General features: G+C 53.1%; 12 protein-coding genes and 2 tRNA genes. 9 read left to right on the forward strand and 5 right to left on the reverse strand.

Annotated elements, in window-relative coordinates; all coding sequences use genetic code 11:
* Positions 1-431: 431 nt before the first annotated feature.
* Together ACFWUL_RS00355 and ACFWUL_RS00360 are read right to left on the reverse strand one after the other, a co-directional pair.
* Positions 432-2075, reverse strand: a complete 1644-nt coding sequence (locus tag ACFWUL_RS00355; protein WP_416177459.1) for a spermidine synthase — start codon at positions 2073-2075, stop codon at positions 432-434.
* A gap of 683 nt (positions 2076-2758) precedes the next feature.
* Positions 2759-4165 (reverse strand): SLC13 family permease, encoded by a 1407-nt coding sequence (locus ACFWUL_RS00360; RefSeq protein ID WP_416177460.1) that lies wholly within the window; start codon positions 4163-4165, stop codon positions 2759-2761.
* 664 nt (positions 4166-4829) lie between these two features.
* Here ACFWUL_RS00360 and ACFWUL_RS00365 point away from each other — a divergent pair.
* Entirely contained in the window at positions 4830-5756 is a 927-nt protein-coding gene (locus tag ACFWUL_RS00365; protein WP_416177461.1) for a LysR substrate-binding domain-containing protein, read from the forward strand.
* Between the two features lie 114 nt (positions 5757-5870).
* Here the strand turns inward: ACFWUL_RS00365 and gyrB are convergent, their stop codons facing one another.
* Positions 5871-7820, reverse strand: coding sequence for a DNA topoisomerase (ATP-hydrolyzing) subunit B (gene gyrB / locus ACFWUL_RS00370; RefSeq protein ID WP_297021977.1), 1950 nt, complete (start codon positions 7818-7820; stop codon positions 5871-5873).
* A gap of 692 nt (positions 7821-8512) precedes the next feature.
* Here gyrB and ACFWUL_RS00375 point away from each other — a divergent pair.
* Positions 8513-9421, forward strand: coding sequence for a transglycosylase domain-containing protein (locus tag ACFWUL_RS00375; RefSeq protein WP_416177462.1), 909 nt, complete (start codon positions 8513-8515; stop codon positions 9419-9421).
* 135 nt (positions 9422-9556) lie between these two features.
* Complete coding sequence (locus tag ACFWUL_RS00380; protein WP_297019075.1) at positions 9557-10204, forward strand: hypothetical protein; 648 nt, start codon at positions 9557-9559, stop codon at positions 10202-10204.
* Positions 10205-10909: 705 nt separating this feature from the next.
* On the opposite strand, the gene ACFWUL_RS00385 is transcribed toward ACFWUL_RS00380, so the two are convergent.
* Together ACFWUL_RS00385 and ACFWUL_RS00390 are read right to left on the reverse strand one after the other, a co-directional pair.
* Complete coding sequence (locus tag ACFWUL_RS00385; protein ID WP_416177463.1) at positions 10910-12547, reverse strand: ClC family H(+)/Cl(-) exchange transporter; 1638 nt, start codon at positions 12545-12547, stop codon at positions 10910-10912.
* Positions 12548-12610: 63 nt separating this feature from the next.
* Complete coding sequence (locus ACFWUL_RS00390; protein ID WP_297019296.1) at positions 12611-13234, reverse strand: cyclodeaminase/cyclohydrolase family protein; 624 nt, start codon at positions 13232-13234, stop codon at positions 12611-12613.
* A 668-nt stretch (positions 13235-13902) separates the two neighbouring features.
* Between ACFWUL_RS00390 and ACFWUL_RS00395 the strand changes: the two genes are divergently transcribed.
* The 6 genes from ACFWUL_RS00395 to ACFWUL_RS00420 all read left to right on the forward strand — a co-directional run bounded on the left by ACFWUL_RS00395 (position 13903) and on the right by ACFWUL_RS00420 (position 17845).
* A tRNA-His gene (locus ACFWUL_RS00395) sits at positions 13903-13978 on the forward strand.
* 24 nt (positions 13979-14002) lie between these two features.
* Positions 14003-14076, forward strand: a tRNA-Gln gene (locus tag ACFWUL_RS00400).
* Between the two features lie 1022 nt (positions 14077-15098).
* Positions 15099-16394, forward strand: coding sequence for an ArsB/NhaD family transporter (locus tag ACFWUL_RS00405; RefSeq protein WP_297022291.1), 1296 nt, complete (start codon positions 15099-15101; stop codon positions 16392-16394).
* Between the two features lie 196 nt (positions 16395-16590).
* Positions 16591-17100, forward strand: a complete 510-nt coding sequence (locus tag ACFWUL_RS00410; protein ID WP_297022298.1) for a phosphatase PAP2 family protein — start codon at positions 16591-16593, stop codon at positions 17098-17100.
* A gap of 63 nt (positions 17101-17163) precedes the next feature.
* Positions 17164-17373 (forward strand): hypothetical protein, encoded by a 210-nt coding sequence (locus tag ACFWUL_RS00415; protein WP_416177464.1) that lies wholly within the window; start codon positions 17164-17166, stop codon positions 17371-17373.
* A 109-nt stretch (positions 17374-17482) separates the two neighbouring features.
* Positions 17483-17845 (forward strand): ArsR/SmtB family transcription factor, encoded by a 363-nt coding sequence (locus tag ACFWUL_RS00420; protein ID WP_297022302.1) that lies wholly within the window; start codon positions 17483-17485, stop codon positions 17843-17845.
* Positions 17846-17956 lie beyond the last annotated feature (111 nt).

Raw genomic sequence — 17956 nt, forward strand, 5'->3', positions numbered from 1 at the left:
TCACTCTTCACCCTTCACTCTTCCCTGCTAAACAAGTCTCCTGATGAAAACCACCAGAAATCATGAGCGGCAGCCGTTCACCACACCTCCCCGGAAGCACGGGAACCCCCCACGGGATCCTCCCGGCCCATCCGGAAAGGACGGTGTCCCAAGTCCTACCATGCAGCGGCAGGGAAGAGTCAGGAAAAAGAAAGAGTTGAGATTTGAGGTAAGAGAGTTAAGAATCCACCAGTCTTCGGGCTGATGGTAAACTTAGAGTCTCTATACCGCAAATCTCAACTTTTTACTTGGTCAAACAGTTGGCTGATGAATGTGTCAGTAGACCGGGCTCAGTGGGTTGGCCTGACCGGTGGAAACTTGCTTTTGCTTTGCGGCGCAGCCGCGGGACCTCAATTCTCTTCCCTCAAATCTCAATTCTGCTTTTCTGCTCTTTACAGCGTCTTCATGAGCCCCGACAGGCCCTCTTTCTTATAGATTTCCTTATAGGGCTCCGACTCCTGCCGGATGAGGCCATCCAGTTCCTGCATGCCCAGAAGTTCCACCGGTGCCTTGTCATCGGTCAGAATGCGGCCGCCGGGATGGTAGATGGCGGCACTGCCTGCAATCCGGGTAAGGAGGTTGTGTAGCTGGGGGTCCTTCACGGCGCTGAGGTTTCCTGCCAGGTGTTCTTTCATATCTTTGTCTCCCGCAAAAAGCTCCCTGTTCGTATTGCCGGGGACATCGACGGTCATGACCTCCGGGAATACGGAGGCCGCGGTATCGGAGAGCCAGTCCGCAATGCCCCCTTCCCGGGTGCCGTGCATGTTCAGGTTCACCACCATCACACCGCCCGGTTTCAGATGGCCTTTCACACTTTGGAAGAATTCCACCGATGACATCTGGAAGGGGATGGTAATGTCCTGGTAGGCGTCTACCATGATGACGTCATATTTCTTGTCTGTTTCATTCAGATAGGCCCGTCCATCATATTCGGTGACCGGTACTTCCGGGGGAAGCTGGAAGTACTCATGGGCCAGGGCCGTAATCTTCCGGTCGATTTCCACGCCCTCCACCTTTGTCCCCGGCAGGTACCGCAGGAGCTGCCGAGCATAGGTGCCGGAACCCATCCCCAGAATCAGCACATCCTGGGGATTTTCTTTATCTGTTCCTGTAAGAAATGGCGCCGCCAAAGCGTAATCGTAGTACATGCCGGTGAGGTTATCTGTCTTTTCCAGTACCGACTGGACACCGAAGAGAACATTGGTGGAAAGGATGGTGCGGCTCGGGCTGTCCTGGACCCGGAGATAATTGTATACCGACTCCCCTTCGTAGAGGAGGCCGTCCTTGGATTCCCAGAAAGCGAAGTCCGTCTTGTACCCCAGGGGGCAGGCAATGAGGAAAATGATGGCCGGAAGGCCGAGGCAGCGAAGGACCTTTCCTGTTCCGAGGCTGATGAAATAGATGGCAGAGAGCAGGAGGAGGATCCCTGAGAAAGCAAGGAAAGTCACGTTCGTCCCCACCGCCGGAATGGTGACAAAGGTGGGGAGGAAGGTGCCGATAATGCTGCCGATGGTATTCATGGCGCCCAGGGTGCCTACGATTTTCCCATTATCCGAGAGGGAATCCATGGTGTACTTGGCCAGGGACGGGGTCACGGTGCCCAGAAGGAACAGGGGGAACACAAAGAGGAGAAGGCAGGTGGCAAAAGCGGCAATAATGAGGTAATCTGCGTTCACAGAAAAAATAATGGCCGCGGAAATACCGACAATGGCGTATTTTCCCAGAAACGGGATGAGGCAGAGCCAGATGGCGGCAATGAGAATCCGCCAGTAGAGCCTGTCGGGATTCGGATTCCTGTCCGCCGCCCATCCCCCGTAAACGTTGCCTCCGGCCATGGCAATCATGATCATGCCGATGATGATGGTCCACACAATCTGGGACGAGGAAAAATAGGGGGAAATGAGGCGCTGGGCACCGATTTCCACGGCCATCACCGCCATGCCCGCAAAAAATTCGGTGAGATACAGGTACAGCCGGCTCTGCAGGATCCGCCGGCTGCCGGGGGCAGTGGATGTATGGCTGTTTGCGATGTTCAAGATAAGACCTCCTGTATGGGTGATGGCTGCGGCTTTCAGCCGGGGCTCTGCCTGACGGCAAGGCTATGTCCTGGCGGCCAGGGCTAAGGCTGCGCCTGGGCTCAAGGAAGAAATATGGATCCAGGTTTGCGGATGAAGACCGTTCTTTTTCTAACAATTACACTACTTTTTGAAATTGTATCATAGAACCGGCGATGGCGAGCGGTATTTACAGAAAAATGACAAAAAAAGAACCCCATAGCTTAATGCTGATGGGGCCTTAACGCTCAACGCTATTTCTTGTAACACCGTCATAGTCAAATATCTGAGAGATCTCTCGACTCTTCCAAACATACTATTCTTACAGTTTTTCATACTCCGGCGCTAGACACCGCTCGAGATGACGGGGAGAGGAAAGTGTCACTTATCAGAAAATGCTATTTGAGAGATACATCCCTACCGAATATCGTCATTTCGACCGGTGTGATCATGCCGGGTGACTTAGGCACTAAGAATCGCTGCAGCTGCGATGAGTGGAGAAATCTTTCTTGAGCTCGGGAATGCAGGGCTGTTCAACACCCCTCAGCCGCTTTGCGGCAAATGCACCCCCTCAGCCTTCGGCAGCTCCCCCGGAGGGGGAGCCAAGTATCTGCGGCGCAGCCGCAGGACCTCAATTCTCAAACCTCAAATCTCAATTCTGCTTTTTACAGCGCACTGAACATGGGAATGAAATCCATGCACAGGGTGCAGACGATGGTGACTACGATGACGGTGATAATGGAAAGGCGGATGCCGTAGCTGATCTGGGCGCCGGCGGAAAGGCCATAGCCGATAGGAATGGCACGGGTGGATACCGGAAGGATATAGGCGCAGTTGGCGGCGGCAATGGTGCCGAGGATATAGGGAATCGGATTCAGTCCCAGGGACTGGGCGATGCCGGTGATCACGGGGATGGAAATGGAGGCGGAGGCGGTGTTGCTGGAAAGTTCGGACAGGAACACCGCGAAGATGCAGCCGATGGCCATGACCGCGATGCCGGGGGTGAGGTTCATGGAAGCGATGATGGAAGACAGGGTCTCAATGGCGCCGGTTTCGATGACCATGCGCCCCAATGCCAGACCGCTGGCGAAGAGGGCAATCATGCCCCACATGACGTGGCTTTCTGCATATTTCCAGGTGAGCATGGGTTTATGGTTTTCATCTTTCAGGAAGAACATGAGCATTCCCATGAAGAGGAATACGTAGGCCGGTTTCATGGCAGGCAGGAGCGCTGCAAAGAGGGGACGGACAAAGGCGAGGATGGTGGCGGCAGCAAAGACCACGAGGCCGATTTTCTCGCCCTGCTTCATGGGTCCGAAGGCTTTGTACATGTCCTGGAAGTAGCCCTTCGTACCGGGAAGGGCCTTCACGGGGGTGTGCATGCAGAAGAGGAAGGCGAGGTTCACGATGGATACGATGGCCAGAATCGGCAGGAACCGGATGACCCAGTCCAGGTACATGAATTCGTGGCCCGTGAGCTGTTCGATGTAGGAAATGGCTACCAGGTTCGCCGAGGAACCGATAGGGGAGCCGAATCCGCCGATGCCGCTGCCCCAGCCAATGGCCAGGAGGATGGGAATGGCGGTTTTACTGGTGCTGATATCCTTCTCCCCTACGAAGTGGAGCATGGCTACGGCGATGGGGCAGAAGATGGCTGCCACCACCACGTTTGGCAGGAATATGGACAGCACTGTGGACGCCATGAACCATACGAAAATCTGGTTCTTCATGGACGTGCCGATGGAGCAGAGAGCCCGTACGGAAATCCGCTTATCCAGGCCCGTGGTGGTCCAGGTAAGGCAGATGAGGTCGGACCCCAGGAGGAGGACTGCGATTTCAGAAAAATACTGGCTGATTACGTGACCCATGGGGATCAGGTTAAAAAGGGAATTGACAATAATAGGGATAAAGGCGGTGACGTAAATGGATACGGGCCGGAATATCCACCACAGCGCCATCCATAGGGCTGTGGCCAGGGCCAGGGCGGCGGTCAGGGAAAAGGTGCCTGACAGGAGCCAGGCGGCCAGGGCGAAGGCCACGGGGCCGCTTGCAAGTTCCACATTCTGTTTCATACAACCACACTTCTTTCCATAGAATTGTAAAGGAAGCGTCGGACCCGGGACAGTCGGGTTTTATTCTTACATCTTTATTGCCCCTCTGCCATTCTTTCAACCGGCGCCGGTTGATATTTTTCGCATCGCATAAAGATCTGAGAATAAGATCTGACAGCCACGGAATCGGTGCTTCCTTTCGAGAAAGGAAATGGAAGGCCATTTCCCTTTCCTATTGCTACAAATCTATTATAACCCCTGTTCCATTCATTGAAAAACCGTCATTTCTTGTATATAATACAGGGGAATTACTGTATCAGCGATTGGCTGCAATACCATTTCTGTGAATGACTTTATTCGCACAATGCATGTCCCCTTGGAGATATCAGACAGGACCAGTTACTTCAGCCACCGAGTTCCTTTTCTCTGTATTCCCGAACGCAAGAATGATTTCTCCACCCATCGAAGCTGTAGCGATTCTTAGCTGCAGAGCTATCCGGCATGCTGCTGCCAATCGAAATGACGGGTGCGGTAGAAAAATCAAAAGGCGGCGCTATACAATTTGTGCGCCGCACATCCACTCCTCACTCCTCACTCCTCACTCCTCACTCCTCACTCCTCACTTATTTCTGATTAATTTTCTGCCCTTTTCTCGGGGGGCTTACATCGGCACACAGGAGGTCCTATGAATTTCTTATCCATGAAATATTTTCTCACCCTGGCGGAAGAAAAGAATTTCACCCGGGCAGCGGAGAGACTCCATATTACCCAGCAGACTCTGTCCGCCCATATCGGGGGACTGGAAAAAGAAGTGGGGACGAAGCTTTTCGTCCGCCATGTGCCACTGGAGCTCACGGACAGCGGTGCCGTATTTCTCCGGTATGCCCGGATTTTCTTCCGGAATGAGCTGGCCCTGAAGCGGGAGCTGTCCGACGTGTCAGGGCAGTATAAAGGGACCCTTCGTATCGGTATTGCCCCCTGCCGGGGCCGGGTGGAACTGCCAAAGGTTATCGCTTCTTTCCGGGATGCCTATCCCCACGTAAGAATCGGACTCCATGAAATGGCGAACGGCGATATCTGGAATGCCCTGAAACATGATGAAATCGATGTGGCCATGGCCCGGCTGGAAGGGGAACTGCCGGGGATTGCCCACCGTCCCTGGATGGAAGAGGAAATCGTGCTCCTCGTTTCAAAGGACCTGGCAAAGGACCTGTGGGGAGAAGAGGCAGGGCGGATTTTTATGCCCGAAGGGCAGCGGAAACGGGGACTTTCCCTCCATTTTGCAGACTGCCCCTTCCTCCTGAACAGTGAAGAAGATATTGCGGGAGCCCTGGCAAGAAAGCTGTTCCGGGATGCCGGCTTCTCTCCCTGGATTGCCGTGGATTCAGAAAATATGGAGACCCTCCTGGACCTTTGCCTTATGGGAAAGGGTGCCTATTTCTGCCCGAAAAACCTGGTGAAGGCCCTTCTGACGCCGGAAAACAGGAAAAAGCTCTATGTCCTGGAATTCCAGGATGGGAAGTATGGCCTATCCTTCGGCTTCCTGAAAAGCAGCCACCGCTGGAAGATTATCGAGAAATGGATGGATGCGGTGCTGCAAGCCCGTGAGTAGGATTTGGTGTGGAACTCCTTATCCTTATACGGCAGCCTGTAGAATCGCCTTTCCGGGGATTTGAAATTGCGTAATAAAAACCCACCTCCGCTGATGCGGGGGTGGGTTTCTGTATTACAGGTCCAGGTTTGTGACTTCCTTGGCATGTTCTTCGATGAACTTACGGCGAGGTTCTACCTTGTCTCCCATGAGGATGGTGAAGAGCCGGTCCGCCTCAATAGCGTCGGTGAGCTCTACTTTCAGCATGACCCGCTGTTCCGGGTTCATGGTGGTGTCCCAGAGCTGTTCCGGGTCCATTTCGCCGAGCCCTTTGTAGCGCTGGATCACGCAGCCGTCACGGCCGATTTCATCGAGCATCCGATTCTGTTCATCATCGTCGTAGGTGTAGTATTTCTGCCGGCCCTTGCGGATCTGGTAAAGCGGCGGCTGGGCAATGTATACGTGGCCTTCGGTGATGAGGGGCTTCATGTACCGGTAGAAGAATGTGAGGAGCAGGGTACGGATATGGGCGCCGTCCACGTCGGCATCGGTCATGATGATGATCTTATAGTAACGGAGCTTTGTGATATCGAAGTCCTCGCCTACGCCGGTGCCAAAGGCGGTAATCATGGTGCGGATGGCATCGGAATTCAGTACCCGGTCCAGCCGCGCCTTTTCTACATTCAGGATTTTGCCGCGGAGGGGCAGGATGGCCTGGTAACGGCGGTCACGGCCGGACTTGGCGGAGCCGCCGGCGGAGTCCCCTTCGACGATATAGATTTCCGTGAGCTTCGGGTCCCGCTCCGTGCAGTCTGCCAGTTTCCCCGGCAGGCTGGACACTTCCAGGGCGTTTTTCCGGCGGGTCAGTTCCCGGGCACGCCGAGCGGCTTCCCGGGCCCGGCTGGCGGTGATGCCCTTTTCTACGATGGCCCGGGCTTCCTGGGGATGTTCTTCCAGGTAGGTCTTCAGACCTTCCGATACGATGGAGTCTACGATACTCTTGACTTCCAGGTTCCCCAGTTTTGTCTTTGTCTGCCCTTCAAACTGGGGATTCGGTACTTTGACGGAAATGACACAGGTTAGGCCTTCCCGCACATCATCGCCGGAAAGGTTGTCTTCGTTCTGCTTCAGGATGCCATTCTTCCGGGCATAGTCGTTGAGTACCCGGGTGAGGGCGGTGCGGAAGCCGGCCAGATGCATGCCCCCTTCCACGGTATTGATATCGTTGACGAAGGTGTACATGTTTTCACTGTATCCGGTCTGGTACTGCATGGCAATATCCACGATGACCCGGTCCTTTTCCCCTTCAAAGGAGATGACCGCCGGATCCACCAGGTCCTTCCCTTCGTTCAGGAACTGTACGAATTCCGTAATGCCGCCGGCATAGTGGAAAACGTCCTGGTGGGTGGCGCCGTCCCGGTTATCGGTGAGGGTAATGGTGAGGCCCTTGTTCAGGAAAGCCAGTTCCCGCATGCGGATTTTCAGGGTTTCATAGTCGAAGTCAATGCCTTCCTTGAAAATCTGGATATCCGGCTTGAAGGTGACGGAGGTACCGGTTTCGTTGGTTTCCCCGTAGGTTCTCATGTGTTCTGTCACATCGCCCCGGGACAGTTTCATTTCATGGAAATGGCCTTCCCTTTTGACGGTTACCGTCATCCATTCGGACAGGGCGTTTACCACGGAAATACCGACGCCGTGGAGGCCGCCGGAAATGGGGTACCCATCGCCGCCGAATTTGCCGCCTGCATGGAGGACGGTGAGAACCACTTCCATGGCGGGCTTGCCGGTCTCGTGCATGCCGGTAGGAATACCGCGGCCGTTATCGGTGACTGTGCAGCTGCCGTCATCGTTCAGGGTCACTTCGATATGGGTGCAGTAGCCGGCCAGGGCTTCGTCGATACTGTTGTCCACCACTTCATAGACCAGGTGGTGGAGCCCCCGGGCGGAAGTGGAGCCGATATACATGCCCGGGCGGAGCCGGACTGCTTCCAGCCCTTCCAGCACCCGTATATCCTTGGCGCCATAGTCGCTCTTGCCGTTTTCTTCTGCGTGGCGGGCCTGGATTTCATGAATTTCTTCAGACATAAAACACTCCTTGACAAAAAATGCAGCGGCCATTGAATCAGTGCTTCCTGAATTGGTCCACTGCCTTTATATACTTTATATTATATAGTTATTATAGCATAAACGGGGGATTTCTGCAGGAAATGGGAGCGGCGCGATTGAACAACAATACGGGGCTTACCCGTATTCCCGAAGATTGACGCGTGTATCCTTTTGTGATGCAGTAGGACGGCACTGCCGAGACTGATGGCAGTATTTATACTGGCGTCGAAAGGCGCCGTACCTCGCCAGCGGGCACGGTCAGCCAGCCAATAGGTAGGCCCTTTTATGGGCAGGCTAATGGCCAACTTTGGCTGACTTGGAGGTCCTATGCAGGACCTCCACAGTACTATATAACTCCCCGTGCCGTCAGGCACTTAACCTGTCCGGAAGGCGTCAGCCAATCCCGGACAGAACCCTTGGGGCCCAGGGCCAAAGGCCTGGCGGCCCCATCAACCCTCGCGCGCGAAAGACCACGGTCGGCCGACTAAATGGAAGGCCCTTTTATGGGCAGGCTAAGGGCCAACTTTGGCCGACTTGCACATCCTATGCAGGATGTGCACATCAACCTTCGGGAATACAGCTTAGCGCCGTTTTGCGTCTGCCTCCAATTTCATAAGATATGGTACAATAAACAGATAGGCATATTCCATTTTTTCAGGGAAAGGAACTCTATGAAAAAATTATTATTTATCCTTATCATACTGGGCGCAGCCGTTTACTGGGGCATGTCCCAGGGCGACGACCTGAGCCGGCAGGCGAAGGCTTCCCATGGCGGCGCCATCGCTTCCCGTGAGATCAAGCCGGCGAAGGAGGAAAAGGGCGTGGTATCTGAAATCAAAGAGACCGTGGCCACTTTGATTTCCGGTATGTCTTCCACCCCTACGGCCCAGGGCACCGTGGAAAAGACGGACAGGGCCGCTCCTTCCTCTGTGGTGAAGGAAAAGGCGGAAGCCGGCACCCTTCGGGAGAAGTGGGATGACGTGGCCCATTTCAAAGAGGCTCTGGAGTCCCGGGTGCACCGGGAAAAGTTTGTGCCCTATGACAAAATACCGGATCTTTTGAAAAAGGGCATTATCGCCACGGAAGACCGGCGGTACTATGACCACGGGGCGGTGGATGTCATCGGCGTGGCCCGGGCGCTGATTACGAACTCCATAGCTGGCGAAACACTGGAAGGGGGAAGCACCATCGCCCAGCAGACGGTGAAGAACATTTTCCTTTCCAACGAACGGACCATGACAAGGAAGGCGGAGGAGCTGGCCCTGGCGGTGCAGCTGGAACGGAATTATTCCAAGGAAGAAATCCTGGAGCTTTACCTGAACACCATTTATTTCGGCCACGGCGCCTATGGCGTAGGGGAAGCCAGCCGGGTGTACTTCGGGAAAGCGCCGAAGGACCTGGATCTCTCCCAGTGCGCCATGCTGGCGGGCCTGCCACAGGCGCCTTCTGCCTATGATCCTATTGCCCATCCCCAGGAAGGGGCCAAACGGATGACTACGGTACTGGCCCTCATGGCCCAGGAAGGGTATATTACGCCGGAACAGGCAGCCACCGCAGCCCTTCATCTGTGGCTGAAGTAGGGATTGTTTATCCGGCAGGGGGAAGCAGTCTTTCCAACGGTCCCGGTGGCGAGTATAATATAAAGATACGTAACAGATTGCTTCAGGCATTTTCTATGCATAATGCCCATATCGTTTTGAAACAGGGAGTTTTTTATGGATTCAATGGTTTTTATTGTGATTGCCGTCATCGTGACGACCATCGGATTTCTTATCGGTTACCAGATGATTCGCATGCAGAAAAATGTGGCCCGTATTGTGGACCAGATTATTGATCACCATAAGGGGGACCGCAGTTTCCGGGATAAGGAATTCCTCAATTATTTCCGGGCCAATGGGAATATCTGGCTTTCCGCCATGGATGACAAGTTCCGGAAGATGCTGAATATGCAGAAATACACAGCCATGGCTGCCATTGTGGTGGCGGTGGTGATCATTGCCCTTTCCCTTGTGGAGAACGTGTATCCCCTGGCTGCTTATCCGGTAATCCTCATCGTTTTCCTTGGGAAAAATCTCATGGACTTCAAGAGCGTTGCCGGTGACGACAAGACGAACAGCAAAAATGCGGTGGCCTATTACAGGAAAGCCTTCCCCAATGACAGCATGGCGAAGAACAGCGGCGAAGGGAAAACGGCGGACAAACTGGCAGGCTGGTTTATGATCGCCAAGAGGACCGCCATCCGTACCGGCAAGCTGGGCACAGGAAAGGCTTCTGCCCCATCGGAAGAAGCACCCCGCCCGTCCCGGGCTATCCGTCGGGGAAGCCCCGGCAGGACGGCCATGAGAAGAAGGGGCCGGAGATAATAGGCAATCAAAAGAGCTTTGGAAAGTAAACCGCTTTCCAGAGCTCTTTTTGCGCTTGTTTGTATATGGTGATTCAAGGGGGTGGCTGAGGGGTAACGCCTTCGGCGAAGTGGCTCAGGTGGCTGAGGGGGTGGTGCGGCGCACAAATTATATAGCGCCGCGAAGTATATTTGCCTGTTCCGTGACTCCGCCACATCCATCCTGCGCCTTTGGCGCGGCCCTTCTCCAAGGGCCTGCATGATTGGAAAAAATCTCACCTGTTATGTTTTCCGGTAAACACGTGCCCCCTTAGAGAAGGGGGCAGCCCGAAGGGCAGGGGATGGATTCGCCTCGTAGAGGCGAGACTTGCGTCGCAGGTGGTTCTCCCCATTACTCATCAATCTATCATGCGTCTTTAGTTCGATCTGTTTGGCTTAACATGAAAAAAGAGCTTTGGAAAGTGAATCGCTTTCCAAAGCTCTTTCTATATGTATTGATTCAAATCAAAGGGTGGCTAAGGGGGTGGTGCGGTGCACAAAATATATAGCGCCGCGAATTATAATATTTTGCGGCTGCGCCGTTAAATAATAAATCGTGCCGCTGTATGAATTGTTGCGGCACACCAACCCCTCGGCCGCAGGCCGTTACCCTTTAGCCACCTTGTCCGCAGGACATTACCCTTCAGTCACCTTTTACCAGCCCTGGCCGAAGGTCATTGCCCGTTCCTTATGATCTGCCAAACTTCTTCCTCACATGGTCCCGGGGCACCTGCTCTTCGCCCATCCGCTTCAGGGTCTCTGCATTTTTGGAAGCCGTAAGGACGTAGAGGAAGTCCTCTGCCCGGAGCTTGATATCCGGGTCCGGTATCATGCTTTCGCCCCGCCGCTTCAGGTCAATCACCACGGTCTGCTTCATGGGAGGCAGTTCCGAGATTTTCCGGCCTTCCAGGATGGAGCCGCTTCCTACGGGCACTTCGATAATATTTCTTTCCTCTTCACAGGATTTATCAGGCTTTGAAGCCAGCGATTTTTCCAGGAGCGCATCATAAATCGGTTCGCCTTTGAGAAGCTCCGCTGTAATATAGGCCACGGCAGACCCGAGGGCCAGGGCCATGAGGTGGCCGAAATCACCGGTCATCTCCAGAATGAGCAGGGTGCCGGTGATGGGGGAGCGGACACTGGCGGCGAAAAGGGACACCATACCGATGATGATGATATTGGGCGTAAAGACTTCATTGATCAGATCCAGGGAAACCAGCACACTGGCCTCCACGGAACCCAGGAGGGCGCCGGTAACGAGAAGGGGCAGGAAGAAGCCCCCCGGCACGCCGCAGCCGTAGCTGATGAGGGTAAATATATACTTCGCTCCCAGGAGAACGAGGAGGAACCACAGGCTGTAATGATTGGCAGCCAGCTGGTCCACCAGCTTATTGCCTCCACCCAGGACCTGGGGAAGAATAAATCCGAGCATACCCGAAACGAGGAGGGCAAAGAGAATCTTATAATACTGGCTTTTGAAAATCGGGAGGTTATAAAAACTGCCAATATGAAGAAGCCCATAGTTAAAGACAATGCCCGCAAAACCGGCGGAAATGGCGATGAGCACCACCAGCCCCAGATGCTCTGTGGGCATGGGGACCAGATTGATGAAATGGAAGCTGGTGCTGTTGCCAAAGAAGAACCGGGTCACAATGGTGGCGGTAATGGCACTGGTCATAGTAGGCAGGAGCACGGCGCCGGAAAAATTGCGGTGCAGCTCTTCCAGGGCAAACATCATGCCCGCCAGGGGCGCATTGAAGGCGGCTGCCAGCCCGGCGCTGGCGCCGCTGGTAATGAGATACCGCTCTTCCATCCTCGTTCGTCCCAGGAAACGGGACAGGCCCTGGGCCGCTACGGCACCGATCTGTATGGAAGGACCTTCCCGGCCCAGGGAGAGCCCGGCGCCGATGCCCAGGGCACCGGCCAGGATCTTTACCCACAGGATGCGGAACCATTTCATCTTGTAGAGGCCCAGAATCACCCCTTTGACCTGGGGAATGCCGGAGCCCGACGCCATGGGAGCATATCGGCACATGGCATACATGGCGGCTGCCGTAACGGCCAGCGCCAGAACCCAGCCTGCCAGGGGCAGAAGGTTTTTCCCTTCCAGTGCAGGGATAAGAAAGGCATTATACACAAAGATGCGGATGTCTTCCGCCTTCCCCAGAAGGAACCGGAAAAGGCTGATGGCAAGGCCGCCCAATATGCCCACAAAGATACCTTCTATGAACAGGCGGAGCCGGAATTTGTGCCAGTTGTCCAAAGCCACGTAGGTACGGAACAGCTGCCGGTTGAATGACTGGGAAGAGGGCTCTTCTTTTTTCATAGGAACCTCCTTTGCCGGCGGATTACAAGATGGGTTTCCATTATTTCCCGTGAACATCCGGAATTACAGGTCCACCTGGTATGTGAGGACTGCATCGATGGCGGAAACCGCGTTTTCCCAGGTGGTAATGGTATCCTTCATCTCATGTTCATAGAATTCGTCATCAATGTATTTCAGGTTGATCTTTACATTGATAATGGATGCATGGATGCAGGCGATGGCACTCTGGGCAGCCATGATGGAATCGCTCAGGGCATTCTTGTTTCCTTTAAGAAGCAGGTTCGTGAAGCTGGGGAGCAGGTCGCTCATGGTCTGGGCCATCTGCTGGGGTGCCTCGATGGCTTTCTTGAAAGCTTCTACCTGCTTTACCTGCCGTTCTTCCAGGGGAAGATGGCGGATGGCCCGGAGTGTATCCATGAGGTCCAGGAAGTTCTGGGCGTCTTCATCCATAAGGTCCAGGAAGATGGAGCGGGCCATATTGAAGAGGCCGGCATATTCTTTAGCCTTATCATGAAATTCAGCATAGGCCTTATTGGATGCCGTCAGTTGGCAGACCATTTCGGCCAGCGCACAGGCCTGGGCTCCCAGGAGGCCGGCCGCAGCGCCGCCGCCGGGGGCAGCAGACTTGCTCCCTAAATCATCCAGAAATTCATCAATTGTTCTTTGGCGGAAAGCTTTCTTTTCCATACAAATCACCTCAGTGGTATAGGATTCCATTCATGCCGGCAGGGCATATAATGGTTTTAATTATTATTATACCCTAGCAGTGCAGGAAGTGTCATGGGAAATTGGAATATTTCAGTATTGCGAGCTGTTGGGGTTGGCGGTTAGCATGCTTGCGTGTAGAGTTACTCACACGGGGCTGCTAGCTTTTAGCTCTTAGCTCCTAGGAAAGCTGATTCGCCTGCGGCGCTTTCAACATTTCCCATCAGCTATCCTCAGCCCCGTGGGCAGCTCCTTCCCAAGGAAGGAGCCTCCTGCAGAGTCAATTGCACGTTTTATGGCTAGAGTCGTTAGGATTCCAACTGCGGCAAAGCCGCCAATGCACGCCAACCTCCCCTCTTTAGAGGGGAGGGGGACCGCTTGCGGTGGAGGGGTGTCATTGGAAGCGCCGCAGGCGGATCAGCCTTCCTAGCTGCTAGCCGCTAGAAGCCAGGAGCTCCATGCGAGTGACTCTATCCGTAAGCATGCCAACCGCCAAGCCCCAACAGCTCGACAAACTGCAATTGGCTATGGCCTGTTTTAACCGAAACTCCCATCTGCCTGAAAATCTTTAAAATCCCATTTGACTCGTTCCTCTATCTGTGATATACTAATCAACGTCATATGACGAGGTCATATGACGCCTATATGTGGCGGGTGTGGTGAAGCGGCTAACACGGCGGATTGTGGCTCCGTTACGCGTGGGTTCGAGCCCCACCACTCGCCCCATTTTTTTTACCCTGAATTCCATATGGGGGTATCGCCAAGCGGTAAGGCAACGGACTTTGACTCCGTTATCGGTGGTCCGACTCCACCTACCCCTGCCAGAGAAATAACCTGCAGCTCCTTAGGGACTGCAGGCTTTTTGTTGTGGATAGGCCTTTGGAAACAGAGTTGAGATTTGAGATTTGGGCTCTCGCGGCCTCGCCGCCAGGTGACATCTGGCAATCCCATTATTTCGACCGGTGGCAGGGAAACTGGATTCACAGGGAGCCGCAGGCGACTGTAAACATAAGAATAGTATGTGAGCGAGAGGCGAGAAATCTTTCTGAAAAATGACTGTGACGGGTATTACAATCGCTATTATTCTGCTGAAAGCCCTGTATTTCCGAATGCAAGAAAGATTTCTCGACTCATCGAAGCTGTATCAGTTCTTACATATGGAGTCACAGGGCATGCTGCCACCGCTCGAAATGACGAGAGAGGGAGTGGAGAAATTTTTTTCGTGTTCGGGAATATCAGACTTTCCTCTATCTGTGATAGCGTTGGAACACCGTCAGAGGCATTTATCCAGGAGATCTCTCGACTCCTTCTCACATATTATTTTTACAGATGCCTATACTCAGGCGCTAACCACCGCTCGAGATGACGGGGGAAGGGGAGTCACTGGGATGAATATGGTATTGCGAAAAGGTGAAGATTCCCTCTTCCCTTCGGGAGTATACAGGCCCTATGACTCTACTGCCTGGCACTCCTGAAGCATAGGGAAGTAAAGAAAATATATAATTTCCACGGCACTATAGGAATTGTGTGCCGTCCATTCACTCGTTACCCCTCATTTCTTCGAGCCCCTTCAGCTGCTTGCTGCAAGTCAAAATATAAATAATAGAAATGATTTATGATAATCATGAATTAAATTCTATAGTTCAATTTGCGCATTCTGCGGTATGTATTATTTATTTCTACCATGCATTGTGCTAGAATAAAACTATCAAGCAATGTGGTGTTTCTTTCACCGGCATGAAAGGAATGTTCTGCAGTTTCGGAATGGAAGGGCCGAAGGAACAGGAATGGATGCGGTGAAAATCTACGACCCTTTTCAGGGCAGTGAGAGGAGTTCAGGTATTTCATGACTACATTTCAATTCTATCTAGCCGTCATTATCTTCTGCCTTACCTATGTGGCAATCATGTCTGAAAAATTCCCGAGAACCATTTGCGCTCTGGTTGGCGGCGGCGCAATGATCTATGGCGGGTACGTCACCCAGACAGAGGCCTTTACCCGGTTCATTGACTGGAACACCCTTGGCCTTCTGGCAGGCATGATGATTCTGATTTCCGTGGTTAAGAAGTCCGGTTTCTTCCGTGTCCTCGCCTTATGGGCCATGAAGAAATCCAAGGGGTCACCAAGGGAGTTGCTGGTGCTTCTCTCCTGCGTCACTGCCGTTGGTGCTTCCCTCATCGATTCGGTTACCGCAGCGCTCCTCATTGCTCCGATGACCATTTCCCTCTGCCGTATGCTGAAGATTTCCCCGGTACCGGTCCTGGTTTCTGAAATCCTCATGTGCAACGTCGGTGGTACGGCCCTCATGATCGGCAACCCGCCAAACGTTATGATCGGTTCTGCTACCCATCTGGATTTCAACGATTTCCTCATTAACCTGGCGCCGGTAGTTGTCATTACCATCGTGGCTACCCTCATCGGTATCCTCTTCATCTTCCGGAAAGAACTGCCCCATGGACACCTTCCGAAGGAACAGATCGATGCCATTGATATCATGTCCGCCGTAGAAGATAAGATGATCTTCAAACGGTCCCTGATTGTGCTGGGCCTCACCATCGTAGGCTTCGTTCTCCATTCCCGTTTCGGACTCCAGTCCGCAACCATTGCCATGACCGGCGGCGTCGTTGCCATGCTGGCCTGCCATATTAACCCGGAAGATGCCATGAAGGAAGTGGATCTGGATACCCTGTTCTTCTTCATGGGCCTGTTCATCCTGGTCGGCGGCATGGAAAATGCCGGCGTCATCACGGCTATCGCTTCCTGGGGTGTGGCTCTGGCAAACGGGGACAACCACCTCATTACCTACATGATTCTGTGGCTCTCCGGTATTGCTTCCGCATTCATTGATAACATTCCCTTCACCGCTACCATGATTCCTCTGATCAAGGATATGCAGGCTCTCATGAACCTGCCCCATGCAGACTACATGTGGTGGGCCCTGGCTACCGGTGCCTGCTTCGGCGGCAACGGTACCATGATCGGTGCTTCTCCTAACGTCATCATGGTGGCTATTGCAGCTAAGGAAGGTCACAATATTTCCTTCGGCACCTTCATGAAATGGTGCTTCCCGCTGATGATCATGTCCCTGATTGTAACCAGCATTTACATCGAAGTCCGTTACTTCATGCTGGGCGGCATGTAATTTATGATATTTCTTCCCATGTAGAAACCCACAGTAAAAGAGCCTGCCGGCGGGCAGGCTTTTTTGCTGCCTCTTTGGCCATCTGTCTGATGGCTAAAAAATGATTAACAGGATCCGCAGCAGACAGGAAGAGCGAAAACAGGGCCTTTCGTATATAATAGAAAGGAATTGTCTGTATCACTGAAGGAGGAACCTGATGGCCGATTATAAAGAATGGTATGAAAAAGTATCTGCTCCCTTTGAGGGAAACCCGAAGCGGGTGAAACTGCTCAATCTCCTGAACCATGGGCTGGTGGTTCTCATGTATCTGGCCTATCCTATTCTGCTGCTTTGGACTTACCGTGAGCAGGGGGACCTTTTCTCCCCGGTGCTCATGAAGCTGGTCCTTGTGCCGGGAATCTCTTTTATCCTGGTTTCCCTGGTACGGAAAGGAATCAACCGGAAGAGGCCCTATGAGGCCTGGGATATCCATCCACTTATAGCTAAGGACAAGAAGGGGGAATCCATGCCCAGCCGCCATGTGTTCTCGGAGGCCGTCATTTCCATGGCCTGGCTCTATGTTTTTCCACCGTTAGGAATTCTTTTACTGGCAGTCAGCCTCCTGGGGGCAGCCATCCGCGTGGCAGGGGGAGTCCATTATCCGACGGATGTGGCCGCAGGATATGCGATAGGCGTATTGGCGGGACTGGTACTGTGGATGGTGTAAGGAAAAGAGGCGGCGGAGTGAGAAGTGGGGGCGGCGCATCAGGATCATAGGACGCCGCGGATTATGTATTTGGCGGATAAGCGGCTGAGCCATTTTCCACCACTGGCGGTGGAAGCTTGCGGCTTCGCCGGTGGATATAAAATCGTGCCGCCCTGTTATTTTAAGCGGCATGCCACTACTCCTCCTGCTTTTTTCCGGTCATTTTTCCCTTTCTGTACGGCGAAATGGGGAATTCCTTATTTTCCGTTTGACAAGAAAAACGATGTGGTTTAAAATAGACAAAAATAGATTTAAATGTGTCGATGATACCACGCCCGTATCATCAGCCCAGAAATCTATATCGTCTGTGTCATACAAGATATATTCAGAAAAGGGGTTTGTTATGGATTTTCAACCGAGTTATAAAGAGTTTGCTACCATTTTTAAGGCGCTGTCCGATGAGACCCGCCTTCGGGTGGTGGATATGCTGTCCTGCCGTGAAATGTCAGCCTGTGATATTCTGTCCAATTTCACCCTGTCCCAGTCCACGCTCTCCTATCACATGAAGATCCTCATTGAAGCGAAGGTGGTCAATGCCCGGAGGGAAGGACTCTGGACCAAGTATTCCATCAACGATGATACCTTCAACCGGATCATGGAATTCATTCCGGAACTCTACAAAATGAAGGACAAGTGTGTGTGCGAACAGATCAAGTACGTGAAAACGCCGCCTGCCCAGAATGGCAAGGATGAGTTCGGAAACTGAGGAACGCAATAAAAAAACGCCGAAAGGCGTTTTTTTATTGCATTCTTCTGATATCAGGCGGTATGGATAGGATCGGGCATCGAACCGGAAGCCGGAAGGTTTACCTGCTGA

Source organism: Dialister sp., from assembly GCF_047832375.1.
Lineage (GTDB): Bacteria > Bacillota > Negativicutes > Veillonellales > Dialisteraceae > Dialister.

Excerpts from the sequence above, each read along its gene's own strand:
- ACFWUL_RS00360 (WP_416177460.1), bottom strand. The coding sequence starts at position 4,165 with ATGAAACAGAATGTGGAACTTGCAAGCGGCCCCGTGGCCTTCGCCCTG.
- ACFWUL_RS00365 (WP_416177461.1), top strand. The coding sequence starts at position 4,830 with ATGAATTTCTTATCCATGAAATATTTTCTCACCCTGGCGGAAGAAAAG.
- gyrB (WP_297021977.1), bottom strand. The coding sequence starts at position 7,820 with ATGTCTGAAGAAATTCATGAAATCCAGGCCCGCCACGCAGAAGAAAAC.
- ACFWUL_RS00375 (WP_416177462.1), top strand. The coding sequence starts at position 8,513 with ATGAAAAAATTATTATTTATCCTTATCATACTGGGCGCAGCCGTTTAC.
- ACFWUL_RS00380 (WP_297019075.1), top strand. The coding sequence starts at position 9,557 with ATGGATTCAATGGTTTTTATTGTGATTGCCGTCATCGTGACGACCATC.
- ACFWUL_RS00385 (WP_416177463.1), bottom strand. The coding sequence starts at position 12,547 with ATGAAAAAAGAAGAGCCCTCTTCCCAGTCATTCAACCGGCAGCTGTTC.
- ACFWUL_RS00390 (WP_297019296.1), bottom strand. The coding sequence starts at position 13,234 with ATGGAAAAGAAAGCTTTCCGCCAAAGAACAATTGATGAATTTCTGGAT.
- ACFWUL_RS00405 (WP_297022291.1), top strand. The coding sequence starts at position 15,099 with ATGACTACATTTCAATTCTATCTAGCCGTCATTATCTTCTGCCTTACC.
- ACFWUL_RS00410 (WP_297022298.1), top strand. The coding sequence starts at position 16,591 with ATGGCCGATTATAAAGAATGGTATGAAAAAGTATCTGCTCCCTTTGAG.
- ACFWUL_RS00415 (WP_416177464.1), top strand. The coding sequence starts at position 17,164 with ATGTATTTGGCGGATAAGCGGCTGAGCCATTTTCCACCACTGGCGGTG.
- ACFWUL_RS00420 (WP_297022302.1), top strand. The coding sequence starts at position 17,483 with ATGGATTTTCAACCGAGTTATAAAGAGTTTGCTACCATTTTTAAGGCG.